This is a genomic window from Chryseobacterium sp. OV279, assembly GCF_900128945.1.
In the GTDB taxonomy this organism is placed as follows: domain Bacteria; phylum Bacteroidota; class Bacteroidia; order Flavobacteriales; family Weeksellaceae; genus Chryseobacterium.
Map to the genome: position 1 here is coordinate 819,759 of NZ_FQUD01000001.1, position 15,775 is coordinate 835,533.

At 38.6% G+C, this 15,775-nt stretch carries 16 protein-coding genes and 1 pseudogene; 9 read left to right on the forward strand and 8 right to left on the reverse strand.

All coding sequences use genetic code 11. The annotated features are described in order from the left end of the window. Positions 1-38 precede the first annotated feature (38 nt). The 7 genes from lpxD to BUA72_RS03730 all read left to right on the forward strand — a co-directional run bounded on the left by lpxD (position 39) and on the right by BUA72_RS03730 (position 6,531). The gene (lpxD, locus tag BUA72_RS03700) at positions 39-1,070 is read left to right on the forward strand and encodes a UDP-3-O-(3-hydroxymyristoyl)glucosamine N-acyltransferase (RefSeq protein WP_034729171.1); all 1,032 of its coding nucleotides are present in this window, start codon (positions 39-41) and stop codon (positions 1,068-1,070) included. Next, positions 1,063-2,460: a bifunctional UDP-3-O-[3-hydroxymyristoyl] N-acetylglucosamine deacetylase/3-hydroxyacyl-ACP dehydratase gene (locus BUA72_RS03705; protein ID WP_047449743.1), complete on the forward strand. Its 1,398-nt coding sequence runs from the start codon at positions 1,063-1,065 to the stop codon at positions 2,458-2,460. Before lpxD ends, BUA72_RS03705 begins: the two co-directional genes overlap by 8 nt. Beyond that, positions 2,461-3,255: an acyl-ACP--UDP-N-acetylglucosamine O-acyltransferase gene (gene lpxA / locus BUA72_RS03710; protein WP_034729169.1), complete on the forward strand. Its 795-nt coding sequence runs from the start codon at positions 2,461-2,463 to the stop codon at positions 3,253-3,255. 76 nt (positions 3,256-3,331) lie between these two features. Next, positions 3,332-3,895: an elongation factor P gene (efp, locus tag BUA72_RS03715; RefSeq protein WP_047449740.1), complete on the forward strand. Its 564-nt coding sequence runs from the start codon at positions 3,332-3,334 to the stop codon at positions 3,893-3,895. Positions 3,896-3,965: 70 nt separating this feature from the next. Beyond that, on the forward strand, positions 3,966-4,868 hold the full coding sequence (locus BUA72_RS03720) for a UDP-3-O-(3-hydroxymyristoyl)glucosamine N-acyltransferase (protein ID WP_072921841.1): 903 nt from the start codon (positions 3,966-3,968) through the stop codon (positions 4,866-4,868). Positions 4,869-4,959: 91 nt separating this feature from the next. Next, entirely contained in the window at positions 4,960-5,832 is an 873-nt protein-coding gene (gene sucD, locus BUA72_RS03725) for a succinate--CoA ligase subunit alpha (RefSeq protein ID WP_034704619.1), read from the forward strand. 21 nt (positions 5,833-5,853) lie between these two features. After that, positions 5,854-6,531 (forward strand): porin family protein, encoded by a 678-nt coding sequence (locus BUA72_RS03730; RefSeq protein ID WP_047449732.1) that lies wholly within the window; start codon positions 5,854-5,856, stop codon positions 6,529-6,531. Between the two features lie 483 nt (positions 6,532-7,014). Here BUA72_RS03730 and BUA72_RS03735 read toward each other — a convergent pair whose 3' ends face one another. From BUA72_RS03735 to BUA72_RS03745, 3 genes are all read right to left on the reverse strand, one after another. Beyond that, positions 7,015-8,325: an ABC transporter permease gene (locus BUA72_RS03735; RefSeq protein ID WP_047449728.1), complete on the reverse strand. Its 1,311-nt coding sequence runs from the start codon at positions 8,323-8,325 to the stop codon at positions 7,015-7,017. A 4-nt stretch (positions 8,326-8,329) separates the two neighbouring features. Then, entirely contained in the window at positions 8,330-9,241 is a 912-nt protein-coding gene (locus tag BUA72_RS03740) for an ABC transporter ATP-binding protein (RefSeq protein WP_072921842.1), read from the reverse strand. Between the two features lie 105 nt (positions 9,242-9,346). Then, positions 9,347-9,697, reverse strand: a complete 351-nt coding sequence (locus BUA72_RS03745) for a T9SS type A sorting domain-containing protein (protein ID WP_034731965.1) — start codon at positions 9,695-9,697, stop codon at positions 9,347-9,349. Between the two features lie 118 nt (positions 9,698-9,815). Between BUA72_RS03745 and hemB the strand changes: the two genes are divergently transcribed. Continuing rightward, complete coding sequence (hemB, locus tag BUA72_RS03750; RefSeq protein ID WP_072921843.1) at positions 9,816-10,805, forward strand: porphobilinogen synthase; 990 nt, start codon at positions 9,816-9,818, stop codon at positions 10,803-10,805. Positions 10,806-10,886: 81 nt separating this feature from the next. On the opposite strand, the gene BUA72_RS03755 is transcribed toward hemB, so the two are convergent. The 3 genes from BUA72_RS03755 to BUA72_RS03765 all read right to left on the reverse strand — a co-directional run bounded on the left by BUA72_RS03755 (position 10,887) and on the right by BUA72_RS03765 (position 12,263). Further along, positions 10,887-11,075 (reverse strand): bacteriocin, encoded by a 189-nt coding sequence (locus BUA72_RS03755; protein WP_072921844.1) that lies wholly within the window; start codon positions 11,073-11,075, stop codon positions 10,887-10,889. 46 nt (positions 11,076-11,121) lie between these two features. Then, positions 11,122-11,850, reverse strand: a complete 729-nt coding sequence (locus tag BUA72_RS03760) for a hypothetical protein (RefSeq protein WP_072921845.1) — start codon at positions 11,848-11,850, stop codon at positions 11,122-11,124. 116 nt (positions 11,851-11,966) lie between these two features. Beyond that, the gene (locus BUA72_RS03765) at positions 11,967-12,263 is read right to left on the reverse strand and encodes a TM2 domain-containing protein (protein WP_072921846.1); all 297 of its coding nucleotides are present in this window, start codon (positions 12,261-12,263) and stop codon (positions 11,967-11,969) included. A gap of 357 nt (positions 12,264-12,620) precedes the next feature. Here BUA72_RS03765 and lptB point away from each other — a divergent pair. Further along, positions 12,621-13,346 (forward strand): annotated as a pseudogene (gene lptB / locus BUA72_RS03775) (LPS export ABC transporter ATP-binding protein); the annotation flags it as partial. Between the two features lie 567 nt (positions 13,347-13,913). Here the strand turns inward: lptB and BUA72_RS03780 are convergent. Next, positions 13,914-14,351, reverse strand: coding sequence for an Rrf2 family transcriptional regulator (locus tag BUA72_RS03780; protein ID WP_072921848.1), 438 nt, complete (start codon positions 14,349-14,351; stop codon positions 13,914-13,916). Between the two features lie 6 nt (positions 14,352-14,357). After that, positions 14,358-15,560, reverse strand: a complete 1,203-nt coding sequence (gene hmpA, locus BUA72_RS03785) for an NO-inducible flavohemoprotein (RefSeq protein WP_072921849.1) — start codon at positions 15,558-15,560, stop codon at positions 14,358-14,360. Between the last annotated feature and the right edge of the window lie 215 nt (positions 15,561-15,775).

The following is a 15,775-nucleotide window of genomic DNA, read 5'->3' on the forward strand; positions in this document are numbered from 1 at the left end:
ATGTTTGCGAATTATAGAATTTCTTATCTTTGCAGAATATGGAATTTACAGCTTCGCAAATTGCAAGTTTTATTGACGGACAAATAATAGGCGACGAAAGTACGGTTATTACTGGGGTTTCACCAATTGAGAATGGTGAATCAGGGCATCTTTCTTTTATAGCACAAGATCGATTTTCGCATTTTTTAGATACCTCAAAATGCTCCGTTATTATTGTTTCGGAAAAACTTATAGATAAAGTTAATTATAATCCTACCTTAATTGTTGTAAAGGATGCATACCTTTCTTTCCAGATCTTAATGAATCTGTACCAGGAAATGCAGGGAAGAAAAGAAGGAATCGAAACCGGTTCCTCTATTCATGAAACTGCTGTGATTGGTGACAAAGCTTACATCGGGGCATTTACTTATGTTTCGGAGAAAGCCAAGATCGGAGAAGGTGCGCAGATTTATCCGCATGTGTATATCGGTAAAGGAGTAAAGATTGGTAAAAACTGTAAAATTGACAGTGGTGCCAGAATCTATGACTACTGTATTATCGGGGACAACTGTGTGATCCATTCCAACACGGTTGTGGGTGGCGACGGATTCGGTTTTCAACCTACCGCAGAGGGATTCAAAAAGATTCCTCAATTGGGTAATGTGATCATTGAAGATGACGTAGAGATCGGTTCAAACTGTAGCATCGACAGAGCTACCATTGGATCCACCATCATCGGAAAAGGAACGAAGATCGATAACCTCATCCAGATCGCTCATAATGTGAAGATCGGACAGAACAACGTTATTGCAGCGCAGGCCGGAATAGCGGGATCTACAACCATCGGAGACTGGAACCAGATCGGAGGACAGGTAGGAGTGGTAGGCCATATCAAAATTGGCAACCAGGTTAAAATTCAGGCTCAGAGTGGAGTGAATTCAAGCGTTAATGATAAAGAAACGCTGTACGGATCTCCGGCGATCAGCTACAATGACTATCTTAGAAACTATGTTCATTTCAGAAATTTTACTGAAATTGTACGAAGAATAAATAATCTTGAGGATACCTCAAAAGATAAAACTAATGAGTGATATGCAAAAAACACTCCAGGAAGAAGTAACGCTTTCTGGAATTGGCCTTCATACTGGTAAAGAAGTAAAACTTACCATTAAACCTGCTAAAGAAAATACAGGTTTTGTGTTCGTAAGAACAGATCTAGAGGGACATCCTCAGGTAGAAGCTGATGTTAATTATGTAGTTGCAACAGAAAGAGGAACAACATTAGAAAAGCTGGGCGTAAAAATCACAACTTGTGAGCACCTTTTGGCTGCTTTGGTGGGATGTGATGTAGATAACGCTATTCTGGAAATGGATGCTTCAGAACCTCCAATTTTAGATGGATCTTCAAAATTCTTTGTTGAGGCTATTGAAAGTGTAGGTATTGTAGAGCAGAACATAGCCAGAGAATACCTGGTGATCAAAGAAGTTTTGAGCTATGCAGACCCTGCATCTGGATCAGAAATCACGATTATCCCTTCTGATACTTATGAAGTGACTACCATGGTAGATTTTGGAACTAAAGTATTGGGAACCCAGAATGCCACGCTTAAAAATATTTCAGAATTTAAAGACGAAATTTCTTCTGCAAGAACATTCAGCTTTTTACATGAGCTTGAAATGTTGCTGGATCACGGACTGATCAGAGGAGGAGATATCTCTAATGCGATTGTCTATGTAGATAAGGATCTCACTCCTGAAACTACAGAGAAATTGAAAAAAGCCTTCGGAAAAGACAATGTTTCTATCAGACCGAACGGTATTTTAGACAATCTTACATTAAACTACCCGAACGAAGCGGCGAGACATAAATTACTTGATGTAATTGGTGACCTTGCTTTAGCTGGTGTAAAAATAAAAGGTAAAGTCATTGCAAACAAACCGGGACACTTTGTGAATACCCAGTTTGCAAAAAAACTAAACCGTCAGTGGAAACTTCAGAAAAAGAAAAACGTGCCTGATTTTGACCTTACCAAAGAACCTGTATTTGATATCAACGGAATTATGCGTCTTATGCCGCACAGACCTCCGTTCTTATTGATCGATAAAATTCTTGAACTTTCAGATTCTCATGTGGTAGGTCTGAAAAATGTAACGATGAACGAGCCTTTTTTTGTAGGACATTTCCCTAAAGAGCCTGTAATGCCTGGAGTTCTTCAGGTAGAAGCTTTGGCGCAGACGGGAGGTATCCTTGTATTGGCAAGCGTTCCGGATCCGGAAAATTATTCTACTTATTTTATCAAAATCGATAAAGTGAAATTCAAGAAAAAAGTAGTTCCTGGTGATACTATTATTTTCAAGATTGAATTGATAGAGCCCATCCGAAGAGGTATCGTACATATGCAGGGATATGGATATGTAGGAGGTACCGTGGTTGTAGAAGCAGAATTAATGGCTCAAGTTGCAAAAAATAAAGTTGATTAAATGATTCATCAATTAGCCGCCGTAGATAAACGCGCAAAAATCAGCAAAAATGTTATTGTAGAACCTTTTACTACAATAGCAGGGGACGTGGAAATAGGAGAAGGAACCTGGATCGGACCAAATGTTACCATCATGGATGGAGCAAGAATAGGAAAGGATTGTAAAATTTTTCCGGGAACTGTAATCTCTGCGATCCCTCAGGATCTGAAATTTGATGGTGAAGATACACAGACCATTATTGGAGACAGTACTACTTTAAGAGAATGTGTCACCGTCAACAGAGGAACCAAAGCGTTAGGATTTACCAGAGTCGGCAGCAACTGCCTTATTATGGCAACTTCTCACATTGCCCATGACTGTATCATTGGTGACAATGTCATCATCGCCAACGGTTGTGGTATTGCAGGACACGTAGAAATAGGTGATTTTACCGTAATGGGAGGATTATCTGCAGTACAGCAGTTTGGAAAGATCGGAAAACACACCATGATCTCCGGAGGATCTTTGATCAGAAAAGATATTCCACCTTACGTAAAAGTAGCAAGAGACCCGATTTCTTATGCAGGAATCAATTCTGTAGGATTAAGAAGAAGAGGATTCTCCAATGAGAAAATCTTTGAAATTCAGAAAATCTACAGAGCCATCTTCCAGATGAAGATGAACGTTTCCCAGGCTTTGGCATTTATTGAAAAAGAAATGCTTCCGACTGCTGAAAGAGACGAAATTCTTCAGTTTATCCAGAACTCTCCAAGAGGTATTGTGAAAGGATACGGAACGACCAAGGATAGCAACTAACAGCGACAAAAAGACGGATAATCAATTTAATCATTGACCGCAATAAAAACTAAAATAAAAAAGATAACATAAATTAATGGCAACAAGTAACGATATAAGAAAAGGACTTTGCATCGAGTTTAGCAATGATATTTTCAAGGTAGTTGAATTTATGCACGTAAAGCCAGGGAAAGGACCTGCTTTCGTAAGAACAAAACTAAAATCGGTAACGAACGGAAAAGTTCTTGACAATACTTTTTCTGCAGGACACAAAATTGATGAAGTAAAAGTAATCACCAGAAAATTCCAGTATCTTTATGATGATGAGAATGGTTTCCACTTCATGAATAATGATGACTTCTCTCAATTGTATCTTGATAAAGAGATGATCGAAAACTCTCAGTTCATGAAAGCTGGTGAAGAAGTAACTATCATTTTGAAAGAAGTAGACGAAACTCCACTTTCTGCAGAACTTCCTCAGTCGGTATATCTTGAAATTATAGAAGCTGATCCGGGTGTAAAAGGAAATACAGCGACCAATGCTCTTAAGAATGCAATCGTTGAAACCGGTGCGAGAGTAATGGTTCCGTTATTCATCGAGCCAGGTGATAAAATCAAAGTAAACACTGAAGACGGTAGCTACTTAGAAAGAGTAAAATAATCATAAAATTTACATAAATTCGGTTTGCACTAGCAGTCCGAATTTTGTTTTTATAAGAAAATCTATTGTTATGAGATTCCATTCTCCGCAAAAGCTTAAAACAATTGCCGAATTAATAGGCTCAGAATTTGTGGGTCCCGAAGACTTTGAAGTATTGGGAACCAATGAAATTCACATGGTAAAACCGGGTGACATTGTTTTTGTCAACCATCCGAAATATTACGATAAAGCGCTGAATTCTGCCGCTACGATCATCCTGATCGACAAAAAGGTGGAATGTCCGGAAGGAAAAGCCCTATTAGTTTCTGAAGATCCTTTCAGAGACTTTAATAAGATCAATACTCACTTTACGAGAATATATAATTTCACGGAAGAGCTTCATGATGCTGAAATAGGAGAGGGAACGAGAATCCACTCTTCCGCGGTCATTGGAAACAATGTGAAGATCGGAAAAAACAGCCTTATCTTTCCTAATGTGGTGATTGGCGACAGAACCGAAATCGGCGATAATGTCATCATCCAGTCCGGAACAGTTTTAGGCGGTGATGCTTTCTACTACAGAAAACTGAATGGTAATTTTGACCGTCTGATATCTGTTGGAAATGTCATTATCGAAAACAATGTAGAGATCGGAAACAACTGTACCATCGACAGAGGTGTTACGGATTCTACGGTGATCGGAAAAGGCTCTGTTTTGGATAATCAAATCCAGATAGGCCATGACACGGTAATCGGAAAAAAATGTCTGATCGCATCCCAGGTGGGCATCGCAGGATGCTGTGTGATTGGAGATGAGGTGACCCTTTGGGGCCAGGTGGGAATCGCTTCCGGCAACAAAATCGAGGCAGGATCTGTCATTCTGGGTAAAACAGGAGTGAACAGGGATCTTAAAAAAGGCACCTATATCGGGATGTTTGCAGAAGATTTTAAAGGCTATCTGAAAAAAGAAGTAAAGCTGAGAAATCTCAAATAAACTATTCTCTTGGTTTTGTCCAAAATCAAAGAAAAATAAGTAAATTTGTGAGCATTAATAAAATATTTAAATAAATTAAAACATCAATAAAATGTCAATTTTAGTAAACAAAGATTCTAAAGTAATTGTACAAGGATTTACAGGGAACGAAGGTACTTTCCACGCAGGTCAGATGATTGAATACGGAACCAACGTAGTAGGAGGAGTAACTCCAGGAAAAGGAGGATCTGAGCACTTAGGAAAACCTGTATTTAATACAGTAGCTGACGCTGTTGAAAAAGCTGGAGCTAACGTAAGTATCATTTTCGTACCACCTGCATTCGCTGCTGATGCGATCATGGAAGCTGCTGAAGCAGGGATCAAAGTTATCGTATGTATTACTGAAGGTATTCCTGTAGCGGATATGGTGAAAGTAAAATCTTACATCGCTGACAGAGACTGCAGATTAATCGGTCCAAACTGTCCGGGAATCATTACTTCTGAAGAAGCTAAAATTGGTATTATGCCAGGATTCGTTTTCAAAAAAGGTAAAGTAGGTATCGTTTCAAAATCAGGTACGCTTACTTATGAAGCTGCTGACCAGGTAGTAAAAGCGGGTTACGGTGTTTCTACAGCAATCGGTATCGGTGGTGACCCAATCATCGGAACGACGACAAGAGAAGCTCTTGAATTATTCATCAACGACCCTGAAACTGAAGCAGTAGTAATGATCGGTGAAATCGGTGGTGGTCTTGAGGCTGAAGCTGCAAGATGGTACAAAGCTAGCGGATCTACTAAGCCGGTTGTAGGATTTATCGCTGGACAGACAGCTCCTAAAGGAAGAACTATGGGACACGCTGGTGCTATCGTAGGTGGTGATGAAGATACTGCTCAGGCTAAAATGCAGATCATGAGAGAGAACGGAATCAACGTGGTAGATTCTCCTGCTGATATCGGAGTTACCGTTGCTAAAGTTCTTGGATAATAGCTATACAAAACAAAACATATGAAAAAACTTTTATTAACCTCAGCATTGACCCTTTCAACCCTGTCTTTCGCCCAGATCGACTTTAAAAGTACAAGATTTGGTGTCACGGCAGGAGGTAACTATTCCAGAGTAAGAAATGCCCATAATCCTTCTGGTCCCAGATACGCGTTTCAGGGTGGAGCTTTAGCTCTTATTCCGATCGGAAAATCGAACCAGTTTTATTTACAGCCGGAAGTCGTGTACTATGGTGCAGGAGAAACGGGGAAAGATAAAGATGCTAAAGGAAAAGACGGTTATGATGCAGTATATGGGAACAACTACCTGAGTGTACCTATCTATTTTAAAGGATATTTTTCTGAGGCTGAATCAGAATTCTTTGGAATGATCGGACCAAGATTTAACTTCCTGATGAGTCAGAACGTTAAAAATGCACCGGTAGGAAGACCGTATTATGACCCGGATTATGTGGTTACAGACTCTAAATATCCGGCAGGAGTTAGTGGGAAAGCAGCAAGCTTTAATTTCGCCCTTGGATTAGGAGTAGGGTATAGCTACAAAAGACAGCTGGAACTAGCGCTTAAATATGACCTTGGTCTTTCAGATACTTATCCTGATCTGGCCAAAGACATAGGAGGTACTAACAAAGGCAAGTCTGAGCAGGTAATCAGCCTAAGCTTAAGCTATATCTTCAAATAGAATAATAAGTTATTCAGACATAAAAAATCCCGGAAAGTAATTTCCGGGATTTTTATTTTATATGACTAAAATTTGTCAGTAAATCTATCTATAGTGGCCTGGGAAACTGTAGCGTTAAAAAAATAAATCTTGATCCGTTAAAAAATTGCCACTGTTTGAGTGCGGGTAGAATATTGAGTCGAAGTAGCAATAGTAAATCCGCACGAGTTTTGGTAATTTTAGGAGCAAGTTTTAATTTTTAGCGGAAGATTCCAGCCTTGAACTTTTGGTTCATTTTGTTTCAAGACAAAAGAACTTTTAGACTTATCCTCTGATCCATTTTCATATGTCTTTATATCCCCAGATATAATAACGAGTTATTCAGACATAAAAATCCCGGAAAGTAATTTCCGGGATTTTTGTTTTATATAATGTTATGAAGAGCAACAGGAATCCATTTCAGTACTTCCATCCTCCATCTTCAGGCTTCCAGCCCTAAATTCATTATCCTCTGATCCATTTCCAGATCTCCTTCAATGTCGCCTTATTCCCATACATCAAAATCCCCACTCGGTAGATCTTACCGGCTAAGAATATCATGAAAATGGTAGTTCCCAGCAATAAGGTAATAGATAAAGCAATCTGCCACGCCGGAACACCGAACGGTATTCTTGCAATCATAGCAACGGGTGAAGTAAACGGAATAATAGACAGCCAGAAGCCCAAAGGACCGTCTGGATTATTCATCAGTGAAAAACTCCCATACATCCCTAAAGTAAGCGGTAAAATCGCAAATAAGGTGAATTGCTGTGTCTCTGTTTCATTATCCACGGCAGAGCCGATGGCTGCATAGATTGAGCTGTAGAAAATATAGCCCAAAAGGAAGAATACGATGAATACAAAAATGATCAGCGGGAAATTTAGTTCTAAAAGACTGTGAGAGATCTGTGTCGCGATCTGTGCAATATCCAGCTTGCTGGCCAGTGCTTCATTACCTCCGGGAATATTCTTCTGGAAAGAAGCGAATCCTGTATTCAGAACCAGTGCTCCTACTACAGACATTGAGATCCAGATCAGAAACTGAGTCAGAGCGACCAGGGTTACGCCTAAAATTTTTCCCATCATCAGTTCAAAAGGCTTAACAGATGAGATGATGATCTCCACCACACGGTTGTTTTTCTCCTCAAGAACACTTCTCATTACCCTTACGCCATAAATGATGATGAACATAAACGTCACATACATCAGAAGGATGCTTAAGCCACTCTTTACGCCGAAAGCAAGGTCAGAGTCCTCTTTGTTGTTATCGGAAACATTAATCGTTTTTAAAGTAAAGCTTTTATCAAGGCTGTTCAGCTGGGATTCTTCAATACCAAGTTGCTTGATCTTTTCCTTTTTGATGACATCTGTGATATCTGAAACGATCTTCTGCTTCGTATCAAAGCCCATCTTAGCATTGACGATAAGTCTCGTGCTATTTTCAAGGTTGGCATAATCATGATCTTTAAGCTCGGGAAGGATCAGAATACCATCCAGCGATTCATTGTCTTTAAGATTATTGATTTTCGCTTTCTCATCCGCTGCAGAAACAAATACATAATTCAGTTTGTCATTCGATTTCAGCTGATCTTTAAAAAGTCCGCTTTTATCCACAACTTCAATGATGCTGTGAGATTCATTGGCTTTAAACATCAGTCCGATGACGGCACCAAAACCAACCAGTAAAAGAGGCGCGAGCAGCGTTAATATAATGAAGGATTTTTTCTTAACCTGGGTAAGAAATTCCCTTTTTGTAATTAAAAAAATATTGTTCATAAAATTAAGAATGATTACTTACGGCATTAATAAACACTTCATTCATGCTGGGAATTCTTTCGTCGAATGATCTTACTTTTCCTACATTCACCAGATCCAGAAGGATATCGTTCTGTCCGCTTTCATTTTTCAGATCAAAAGAAATAAGGTTATTTTCGTGGCTGAAATTAAAAATCTCATGGCTGCCTTTAAAGCTGTTAAACTGAGCTTCATCCACTTCAGAAAGAGTAACCCCGAAAATATTCTTTTTAAACTTTTCTCTCACATCGAAAACCCTTCCGTCAATAATCTTCTTGGAATTGTTGATCAGTGCTACATAATCACACATTTCCTCCACACTTTCCATTCTGTGGGTAGAAAGAATGATGGTAGTTCCGTTATTTTTAAGATCAATGATCTGGTCTTTAATCAAGTTGGCGTTTACCGGGTCAAAACCTGAAAAAGGCTCATCAAGGATCAGCAGGTGCGGGCGGTGAAGAACAGTTACCACGAACTGGATCTTTTGTGCCATTCCTTTTGAAAGTTCAGACAGTTTCTTTTTCCACCACTGGTCGATGTTCAGTTTTTCAAACCATTTTTTGGCTTCATTCAAAGCATCATTTTTGGTCATCCCTTTCAATTCCCCGAAATAAAGAATCTGATCACCCACACTCATGTTTTTGTACAAACCTCTTTCTTCAGGCATATAACCGATATCTCTGATGTGTGTTGGATTAAGCTTGTTTCCATTGATGAATACATCTCCGGAATCGGCCTGGGTAATTTGGTTGATGATACGAATAAAAGAAGTTTTTCCGGCTCCGTTCGGGCCTAGAAGACCATAAATACTTCCCTGGGGTACTTGGATGCTGAAATCATCCAATGCTACTTTTTTCCCGGAACTATAGGTCTTTCTGATATGTTCAGCTTTAAGCATTCAATTGTTTTTATAATGAGTATAAAAAAGTCCCTAAATTTACGGAAATATTAGGGGAGAATTGATGTAAAAGAAAAAATCCTGATGATTATCAGGATTTAATTTTTATTGTTTTACGATTTGAGTAACCTTTTGGGTATTATCGCTTAAAATATAGCGAATCAAGTATTTTCCGGGTTTTAATTTTTCAATATTGATCTCTCCGGAATTCATGTTGACAGAATAATTGGCTACCTGTGTTCCAAGAATTGAATAGAAAGTAACACTTTTGATCTTTAAAGCAGTGTCTTTGGCTTTGATCAGAAGGAAATCTTTCGCAGGATTTGGATAAGCTACCAATACACCATCATCAGACTTCTGTGTAGGGGAACCCGGCTCTCTCAGCTGTGCTTGCATATTGTTGGAAAACCCAACGAAAGCGCCAATAAATATAAATAAAAGTAAAAGTTTTTTCATCAAATTATAATTTCTCGAATGTATTGAAACAAAAATAAACAATTCTACAATTCTATACAATAGTTTTTTATATAAGTTGTAGTAAATTTGTAGAAACTTATTCAAAAAGTATTCCAAAATGATACATTCAAGAAATAGAAGACTTAGAGTTAATGAATCTATCAGAAGTTTAGTAAGAGAAAACATCCTTACGACTGATGATTTTGTAATGCCAATCTTTGTAATGGAGGGCGAAAACCAGCAGGAAGCAATCCCGTCTATGCCGGGAATTTTCAGGAGGAGCATAGATTTAACGGTGAAGGAATGTAAGGAATTATTTTCTTTAGGAGTAAAATCTGTCAATCTGTACATGAAGGTGTCAGAACATCTTAAAGACAATACCGGAAAAGAAGCATGGAACAAAGACGGACTGATGCAGCAGACGATCAAAGCGATCAAAGATGCGGTTCCTGGAATGATTGTAATGCCGGATGTAGCTTTGGATCCTTATTCAATCTACGGACACGATGGAATCATTGAAAACGGAAAAATCGTGAATGATGCGACGAATGATGCACTGGCAAGAATGTCTGTATCACACGCTGAAGCGGGAGCTGATATTGTGGCACCAAGTGACATGATGGACGGAAGAGTTCTTGCGATCCGTGAAGCTTTGGAGGAAAGCGGATTTACCGATGTAGGTATTCTGAGCTATTCTGCAAAATATGCAAGTTCTTTCTATGGACCATTCAGAAGTGCTCTGGACAGCGCACCGAAAGAAAATATGGAAATTCCGAAAGATAAAAAGACTTATCAGATGGATTTTCACAATTCCCGTGAAGCTTTGAACGAAGTATTTAAAGATATTGACGAAGGTGCGGATATTATCATGATCAAACCGGGGCTTCCTTATCTGGATATCGTTTCTAAAGTACGTGAAGCCATTGATCTTCCGATCGCGGTTTATAACGTAAGCGGAGAATATGCGATGGTAAAAGCAGCAGCACAGAACGGATGGCTGGATAATGATAAAACAATCATTGAAAGTCTTACGTGTTTCAAGAGAGCCGGAGCTGATTTGATTTTTACTTATTTTGCTAAAGAAGCAGCGATGATTCTGAATAAATAATTCATAATTATTAACTAAAAATAAACTGCCCCTGAAAATTAATTTTCAGGGGCAGTTCAATGATATGATATAAGAATGTTCTTAATTGTGTCCAAAGCATGCTCTGTAATCACGGTCTCCCGGTTGAATAGGATTTTCTCCTCCGTTATCGTCTATGCATACGTTGGTTGGACAAAGGTACCATCCGGCAGGGCAATTTCCGTTGGCGTCCGGAAATCTTAATTTTCCACCATTAATTTTTTTCAGATCTTTCTTCGTTAATTTTTTCATGACAAATATTTTATAAATTAGTAAAAACTAAAATAATAAAAATTTATCACATGATGTTGAAATCTTTTCCTTTCGTAAATTTTGCCGCAAAAGGAGCCTGATTTCCAGAATATTTTAAAACAAAATGTTTCTTCGTATCCGTATCTATTTTAGCATCCACTTCCACATCTGTCGTTTGGAAACTGACATCCAGTCCGACACCTGATTCTTTTTCAAGAAAAATTTCTACACTTTCAGCATAAAACAGAGACGTGCTCAGATAATTGAACTTAATATTTTTTCGGTATGTTTTGGATTTGTCCTGTGTAAACTGAGAATAACTTTTCAAAATTTCAATTCCCGGAGAATCAATATTAGTGACTCTTGATTTAGTCACTCCATTAACTCTCACTGAAAAGTTAGTGGCATTTTTGATATTTCCATTGATTCCGATGTTGAAAAGTGAAGGCAGCGAAAGGCCATATTCAACCATGCTGTCTTTTGTGAATTCAAAATCCGGAATCAATGCAGGATGTTTTGGGGTATTCACCAGCTGTTCTTTTACCTTACTGAGAACATCCCCGGAAAAAAGAAATCCAATGAGGTTGTTTTCCGTAGTTCTCCAGTTTCTTCCGTTCCATTCAAAGATTTCGCACAGCAACGTGTCTGCCGATGAGTGGGGGAGAAGATCCATATCCTGCCATTTGAAAACTTCCTTGGCATAAGGCCTTCTGTTAACAATATTGACACCCAGGTCCAGCGCAAGCAGATCTGTGAGCTCCTGATTATTTTCCATAGTAATTTGATTCTTGATTTGGTGTATAAAAATAAGGAAATAAAACAAAAATGAAAACGTCCATATCAACGAATCATTCTATCATCGAATCGCTGCATCATCGAATCACCTCATCATTAAAGCCAACCTTTCTTTCCATACACATACGTATCATCAAACTGCTTGTCACTCATAAACAGATATAAAATCCCCTCAATAAAAGGAATGATGGAGGCCGCTCCGAAAGTCACAATATTCAGAACAAGCTGAATAACGCCTTCTTTGGTATAGCCCAGATAAAATTTATTTAAAGCCAGCCAGCCTACAAGAATTCCTAATATGGCCGCGGGAATTTTCTTTTCCGAACGGTAAGGAACATTACTTTGCTGCTGGTTCTTTGTGCCGTCTGTTTTGGTATAACCGTAATTTTCCATTGTTAATCTTTTTTGGTGATGAATAAAATGATTTCCCAATACGTCGAAGAAAAATCGAGAGAGTTACATTTGTTTAAACTTTTAATTGGTCTATTGAACGGTCTACAATTTTATCGCAGATAAAATCCTCACGCCTTAAAGCATTCGAATTAGAAAAAAAACTAGCGTCCCTTTGCGCTTTTCCAACAAAAATTTTAAACAAGTGAGTTAAATACTTTAGTTTTTTAAGGTGATCAACATTGTACTCCATTAGATTTAACATGAATGATCAATAAAATTAAAATCAATCCATCAAAAAACAAGGGATAGCGTTTATAATCTAAAATTTGAATTCAAAAAAACTTTATCTTTGCTCCTATGATTTTACGAGGAGAAAACTTAATCAAAGAATACGGTCCTAAAAAAGTAGTAAAAGGCGTTTCTGTACAGGTTCAACAGGGAGAAATTGTTGGTTTGCTTGGTCCTAACGGAGCAGGAAAGACCACTTCGTTTTATATGATTGTGGGATTGGTTAAGCCTACTTCAGGGAAAATCTTTCTCGATAAGCAGGAAATTACTACAGATGCAATGTATCGCCGGGCTCAGAAAGGAATTGGTTATCTGGCACAGGAAGCTTCGATTTTCAGAAAGCTGTCTGTAGAAGAAAACATCATGGGCGTGTTACAGCTGACCAAGCTTTCAAAACGTGAGCAGCAGATCAAATGTGATGAACTGATTGAAGAATTCTCATTACAGCATGTACGTAAAAACAGAGGGGATCTTCTTTCCGGTGGAGAAAGACGTAGAACCGAAATTGCACGATGTCTGGCTACCAGCCCGAACTTTATCCTTCTTGATGAGCCTTTCGCAGGGGTAGACCCGATTGCGGTAGAGGATATCCAGAAGATTGTAAGAAGTTTGGTAGACAAAAACATCGGGATCCTGATCACCGACCACAACGTACAGCAGACTTTAGCTATTACCAATAAAACATACATCATGTTCGAAGGAAAGATCTTGAAAGAAGGACTTCCGGAAGATCTTGCCAATGATCCGCAGGTGAGAGAGGCTTATCTGGGTGAAAACTTTGTGTATCAGAGTATTTTAGACAAACCGAAAAAGAAAAAATATATCTATAACATCTGGGCAGGGAATTTTGATTCTAAACCACAGCTTCAGGGCTTTGTAGATGAAAACTTCGGACAGTTTGATGATCTGAGACTGATGTACGGTTTTGAGGACGCTAGTTTTGCATCACTTGCCAATTCTGAAATTGAACATATTTTCAATGAAGTGGTAGATAAAAACGCCAATAATTCTTTCGTGTTCCAAAGAAAAGAACTGACTTCTCAGTATACTTTAGAGCAGGCGGAAGCAGAATCTAAAGCAGCCAGCAGACCGGAACTGCATTACCTTACAACCTATTTCTACGAAGGATAATTCGGGTTTGAGAGTAAGAGCGTTTGAGGGTTTGAGCGTTTCGAACTGGTTGTGAGTTGCTGGTTGCTAGTTCGTATAGATTAAGTTAATGGGATTATGGTCTGACATCTTGGTTCTTGGTTCTTGGTTCTTGAATCTACCATTCACCATTCACTTGCGTAGCAAAATTGACCATTGACATTTCTCAATCTAAAGTCTCACGTCTCGTGTCTGAAATCTAATATCTAAAAATCAAACATTTTGCCGGCCCGCAAAGATACTTTCCCAGTTATTAAAAACAATATCAGAGAGTCTGTGCTGGTTCATGCTGTCTATAAATGCCTGATAAGCGGTATCCAGAAAGAATTTCAACTGGCAGCTGAAAGGCATAAAAACACAAGGTTTGGAGTGGCAGTTGATGACGGGAGAATCATCCTGTTCCAGCAGGTGAATCAAGGTGCCGAGTCCTGTATTGAGGGCTTTGTCAGATATCACAATGCCTCCATTTTTCCCTCTTTTGGTAATGACCAGTTCTTCTTTAGATAAAAACTGAACCACCTTAATGAGATGATTGCGCAATATATCCAACTCTCCGGACAGCTCATCCAAAGAAGATGAGGCGGTTTTTTCCTTTTTGTTGAGATAGATTAAGACACGCAGGCTGTAATCGGTAAAATGGTTCAGTTTCATTGATAATTAATTAAAATGAAGTAATTGAGGTCCAAACTCTTCAAATAAAATATTTTCCTGTGCAATTCCAAGTTTGATAAGAGAATTATACTGCACTTTGATAAAGACTTCCGGACCACAAATATAATACTTTGCATCATCAATCAGTACCTCGTCTTTGAGTTCTGCTAAATCAATTCTTCCTTCTTTTATAGCATTATTTTCATTGTTTGAAACCGTTTCATAAAAAATATGAGTCGTCAGCCATTCGCTGTCCTGGTTCAATAGATCGATCTGATCTTTGAAGGCGTGAACCTTTTCATTCCTGCAGCTGTGAAGCCATACCGTTGTATTTTCCTGAAGTTTGTTTTTATTGGTTTCAAGCATGCTCAGAAGCGGTGTTACCCCAATACCACCACTGATTAAGACCAAAGGCTGATTACCGTCAACCCCTGCATGAAATACCCCTGAAGGAGCACTTACCCATATTTCATCACCGGTATTTTTCTGATGCAGGACATTGGAAACAGCCCCTTCCGGAGCGTTTGGATGGCCCTCTTTTTTTACAGATATTCTGTAGTGTTCCGGATTAAAAGCGGAAGAAAGACTGTACTGTCTGACCTGTTCATGGCCCAATCCCGGGATAAATAATTTCACAGAAAGATACTGTCCGGGAAGATAATCTGCGATGGAACCCTGATCTTTTGGTTTTAAATAGAAAGATTTAACTTCACTGCTTTCCTCAACAATATCCGCAATCACAAAGGTTCTCCAGCCTTTCCAACCTCCTTCTTTTTTAAGGGTAGACTGATAAAGGTCTTCTTCAATGGAGATCATAATCTGGGCAAGTTCATTATAAGCCTGTGTCCATGCTTCTATTAATTCATCGGTGGCTGCCTCTCCCAGTACTTCTTTAATTGACGAAATTAAATGATGTCCAACGATGTCGTACTGCTCCGGGCTGATATTAAGACTTACATGTTTATTGCCAATAGACTTCAAAACATTCATAAGGACCTCCGGATTTTCAATGTGTTCCGCATAAGCAAGGACAGCTCCGGCCAAAGCATGCTGCTGTTTTCCACTGGCCTGATGGCTCATATTGAAAATGTTTTTCAGCTCAGGATGCTGCTTAAACATTCTTGCATAAAAGTGTTTCGTAAGATCTGTACCATTCGTTTTTAAAACAGGTACCGTCGATGTGACTAATTTTTTTTGATTCGAATTCATCTTGTTTTATTTAATAATGAGACAAATCTACAAAAAGATTTTTAATTGTTGTATTTTAAATACAACAATATGATTTTAAACATTTATTGGAAAAAGACAGCAAATTCTCCCAAAAAATGCATAAATTTTGATTAACGAATTCTCATGGCAAAACCTTTCAACAGAACCGTCACCTTATTTGGAGTCTACAAACAGCTGGTTCCATTTATCAGACC

Coding starts and splice junctions, on each gene's coding strand:
- lpxD (WP_034729171.1), top strand. CDS start 39: ATGGAATTTACAGCTTCGCAAATTGCAAGTTTTATTGACGGACAAATA.
- BUA72_RS03705 (WP_047449743.1), top strand. CDS start 1,063: ATGAGTGATATGCAAAAAACACTCCAGGAAGAAGTAACGCTTTCTGGA.
- lpxA (WP_034729169.1), top strand. CDS start 2,461: ATGATTCATCAATTAGCCGCCGTAGATAAACGCGCAAAAATCAGCAAA.
- efp (WP_047449740.1), top strand. CDS start 3,332: ATGGCAACAAGTAACGATATAAGAAAAGGACTTTGCATCGAGTTTAGC.
- BUA72_RS03720 (WP_072921841.1), top strand. CDS start 3,966: ATGAGATTCCATTCTCCGCAAAAGCTTAAAACAATTGCCGAATTAATA.
- sucD (WP_034704619.1), top strand. CDS start 4,960: ATGTCAATTTTAGTAAACAAAGATTCTAAAGTAATTGTACAAGGATTT.
- BUA72_RS03730 (WP_047449732.1), top strand. CDS start 5,854: ATGAAAAAACTTTTATTAACCTCAGCATTGACCCTTTCAACCCTGTCT.
- BUA72_RS03735 (WP_047449728.1), bottom strand. CDS start 8,325: ATGAACAATATTTTTTTAATTACAAAAAGGGAATTTCTTACCCAGGTT.
- BUA72_RS03740 (WP_072921842.1), bottom strand. CDS start 9,241: ATGCTTAAAGCTGAACATATCAGAAAGACCTATAGTTCCGGGAAAAAA.
- BUA72_RS03745 (WP_034731965.1), bottom strand. CDS start 9,697: ATGAAAAAACTTTTACTTTTATTTATATTTATTGGCGCTTTCGTTGGG.
- hemB (WP_072921843.1), top strand. CDS start 9,816: ATGATACATTCAAGAAATAGAAGACTTAGAGTTAATGAATCTATCAGA.
- BUA72_RS03755 (WP_072921844.1), bottom strand. CDS start 11,075: ATGAAAAAATTAACGAAGAAAGATCTGAAAAAAATTAATGGTGGAAAA.
- BUA72_RS03760 (WP_072921845.1), bottom strand. CDS start 11,850: ATGGAAAATAATCAGGAGCTCACAGATCTGCTTGCGCTGGACCTGGGT.
- BUA72_RS03765 (WP_072921846.1), bottom strand. CDS start 12,263: ATGGAAAATTACGGTTATACCAAAACAGACGGCACAAAGAACCAGCAG.
- BUA72_RS03780 (WP_072921848.1), bottom strand. CDS start 14,351: ATGAAACTGAACCATTTTACCGATTACAGCCTGCGTGTCTTAATCTAT.
- hmpA (WP_072921849.1), bottom strand. CDS start 15,560: ATGAATTCGAATCAAAAAAAATTAGTCACATCGACGGTACCTGTTTTA.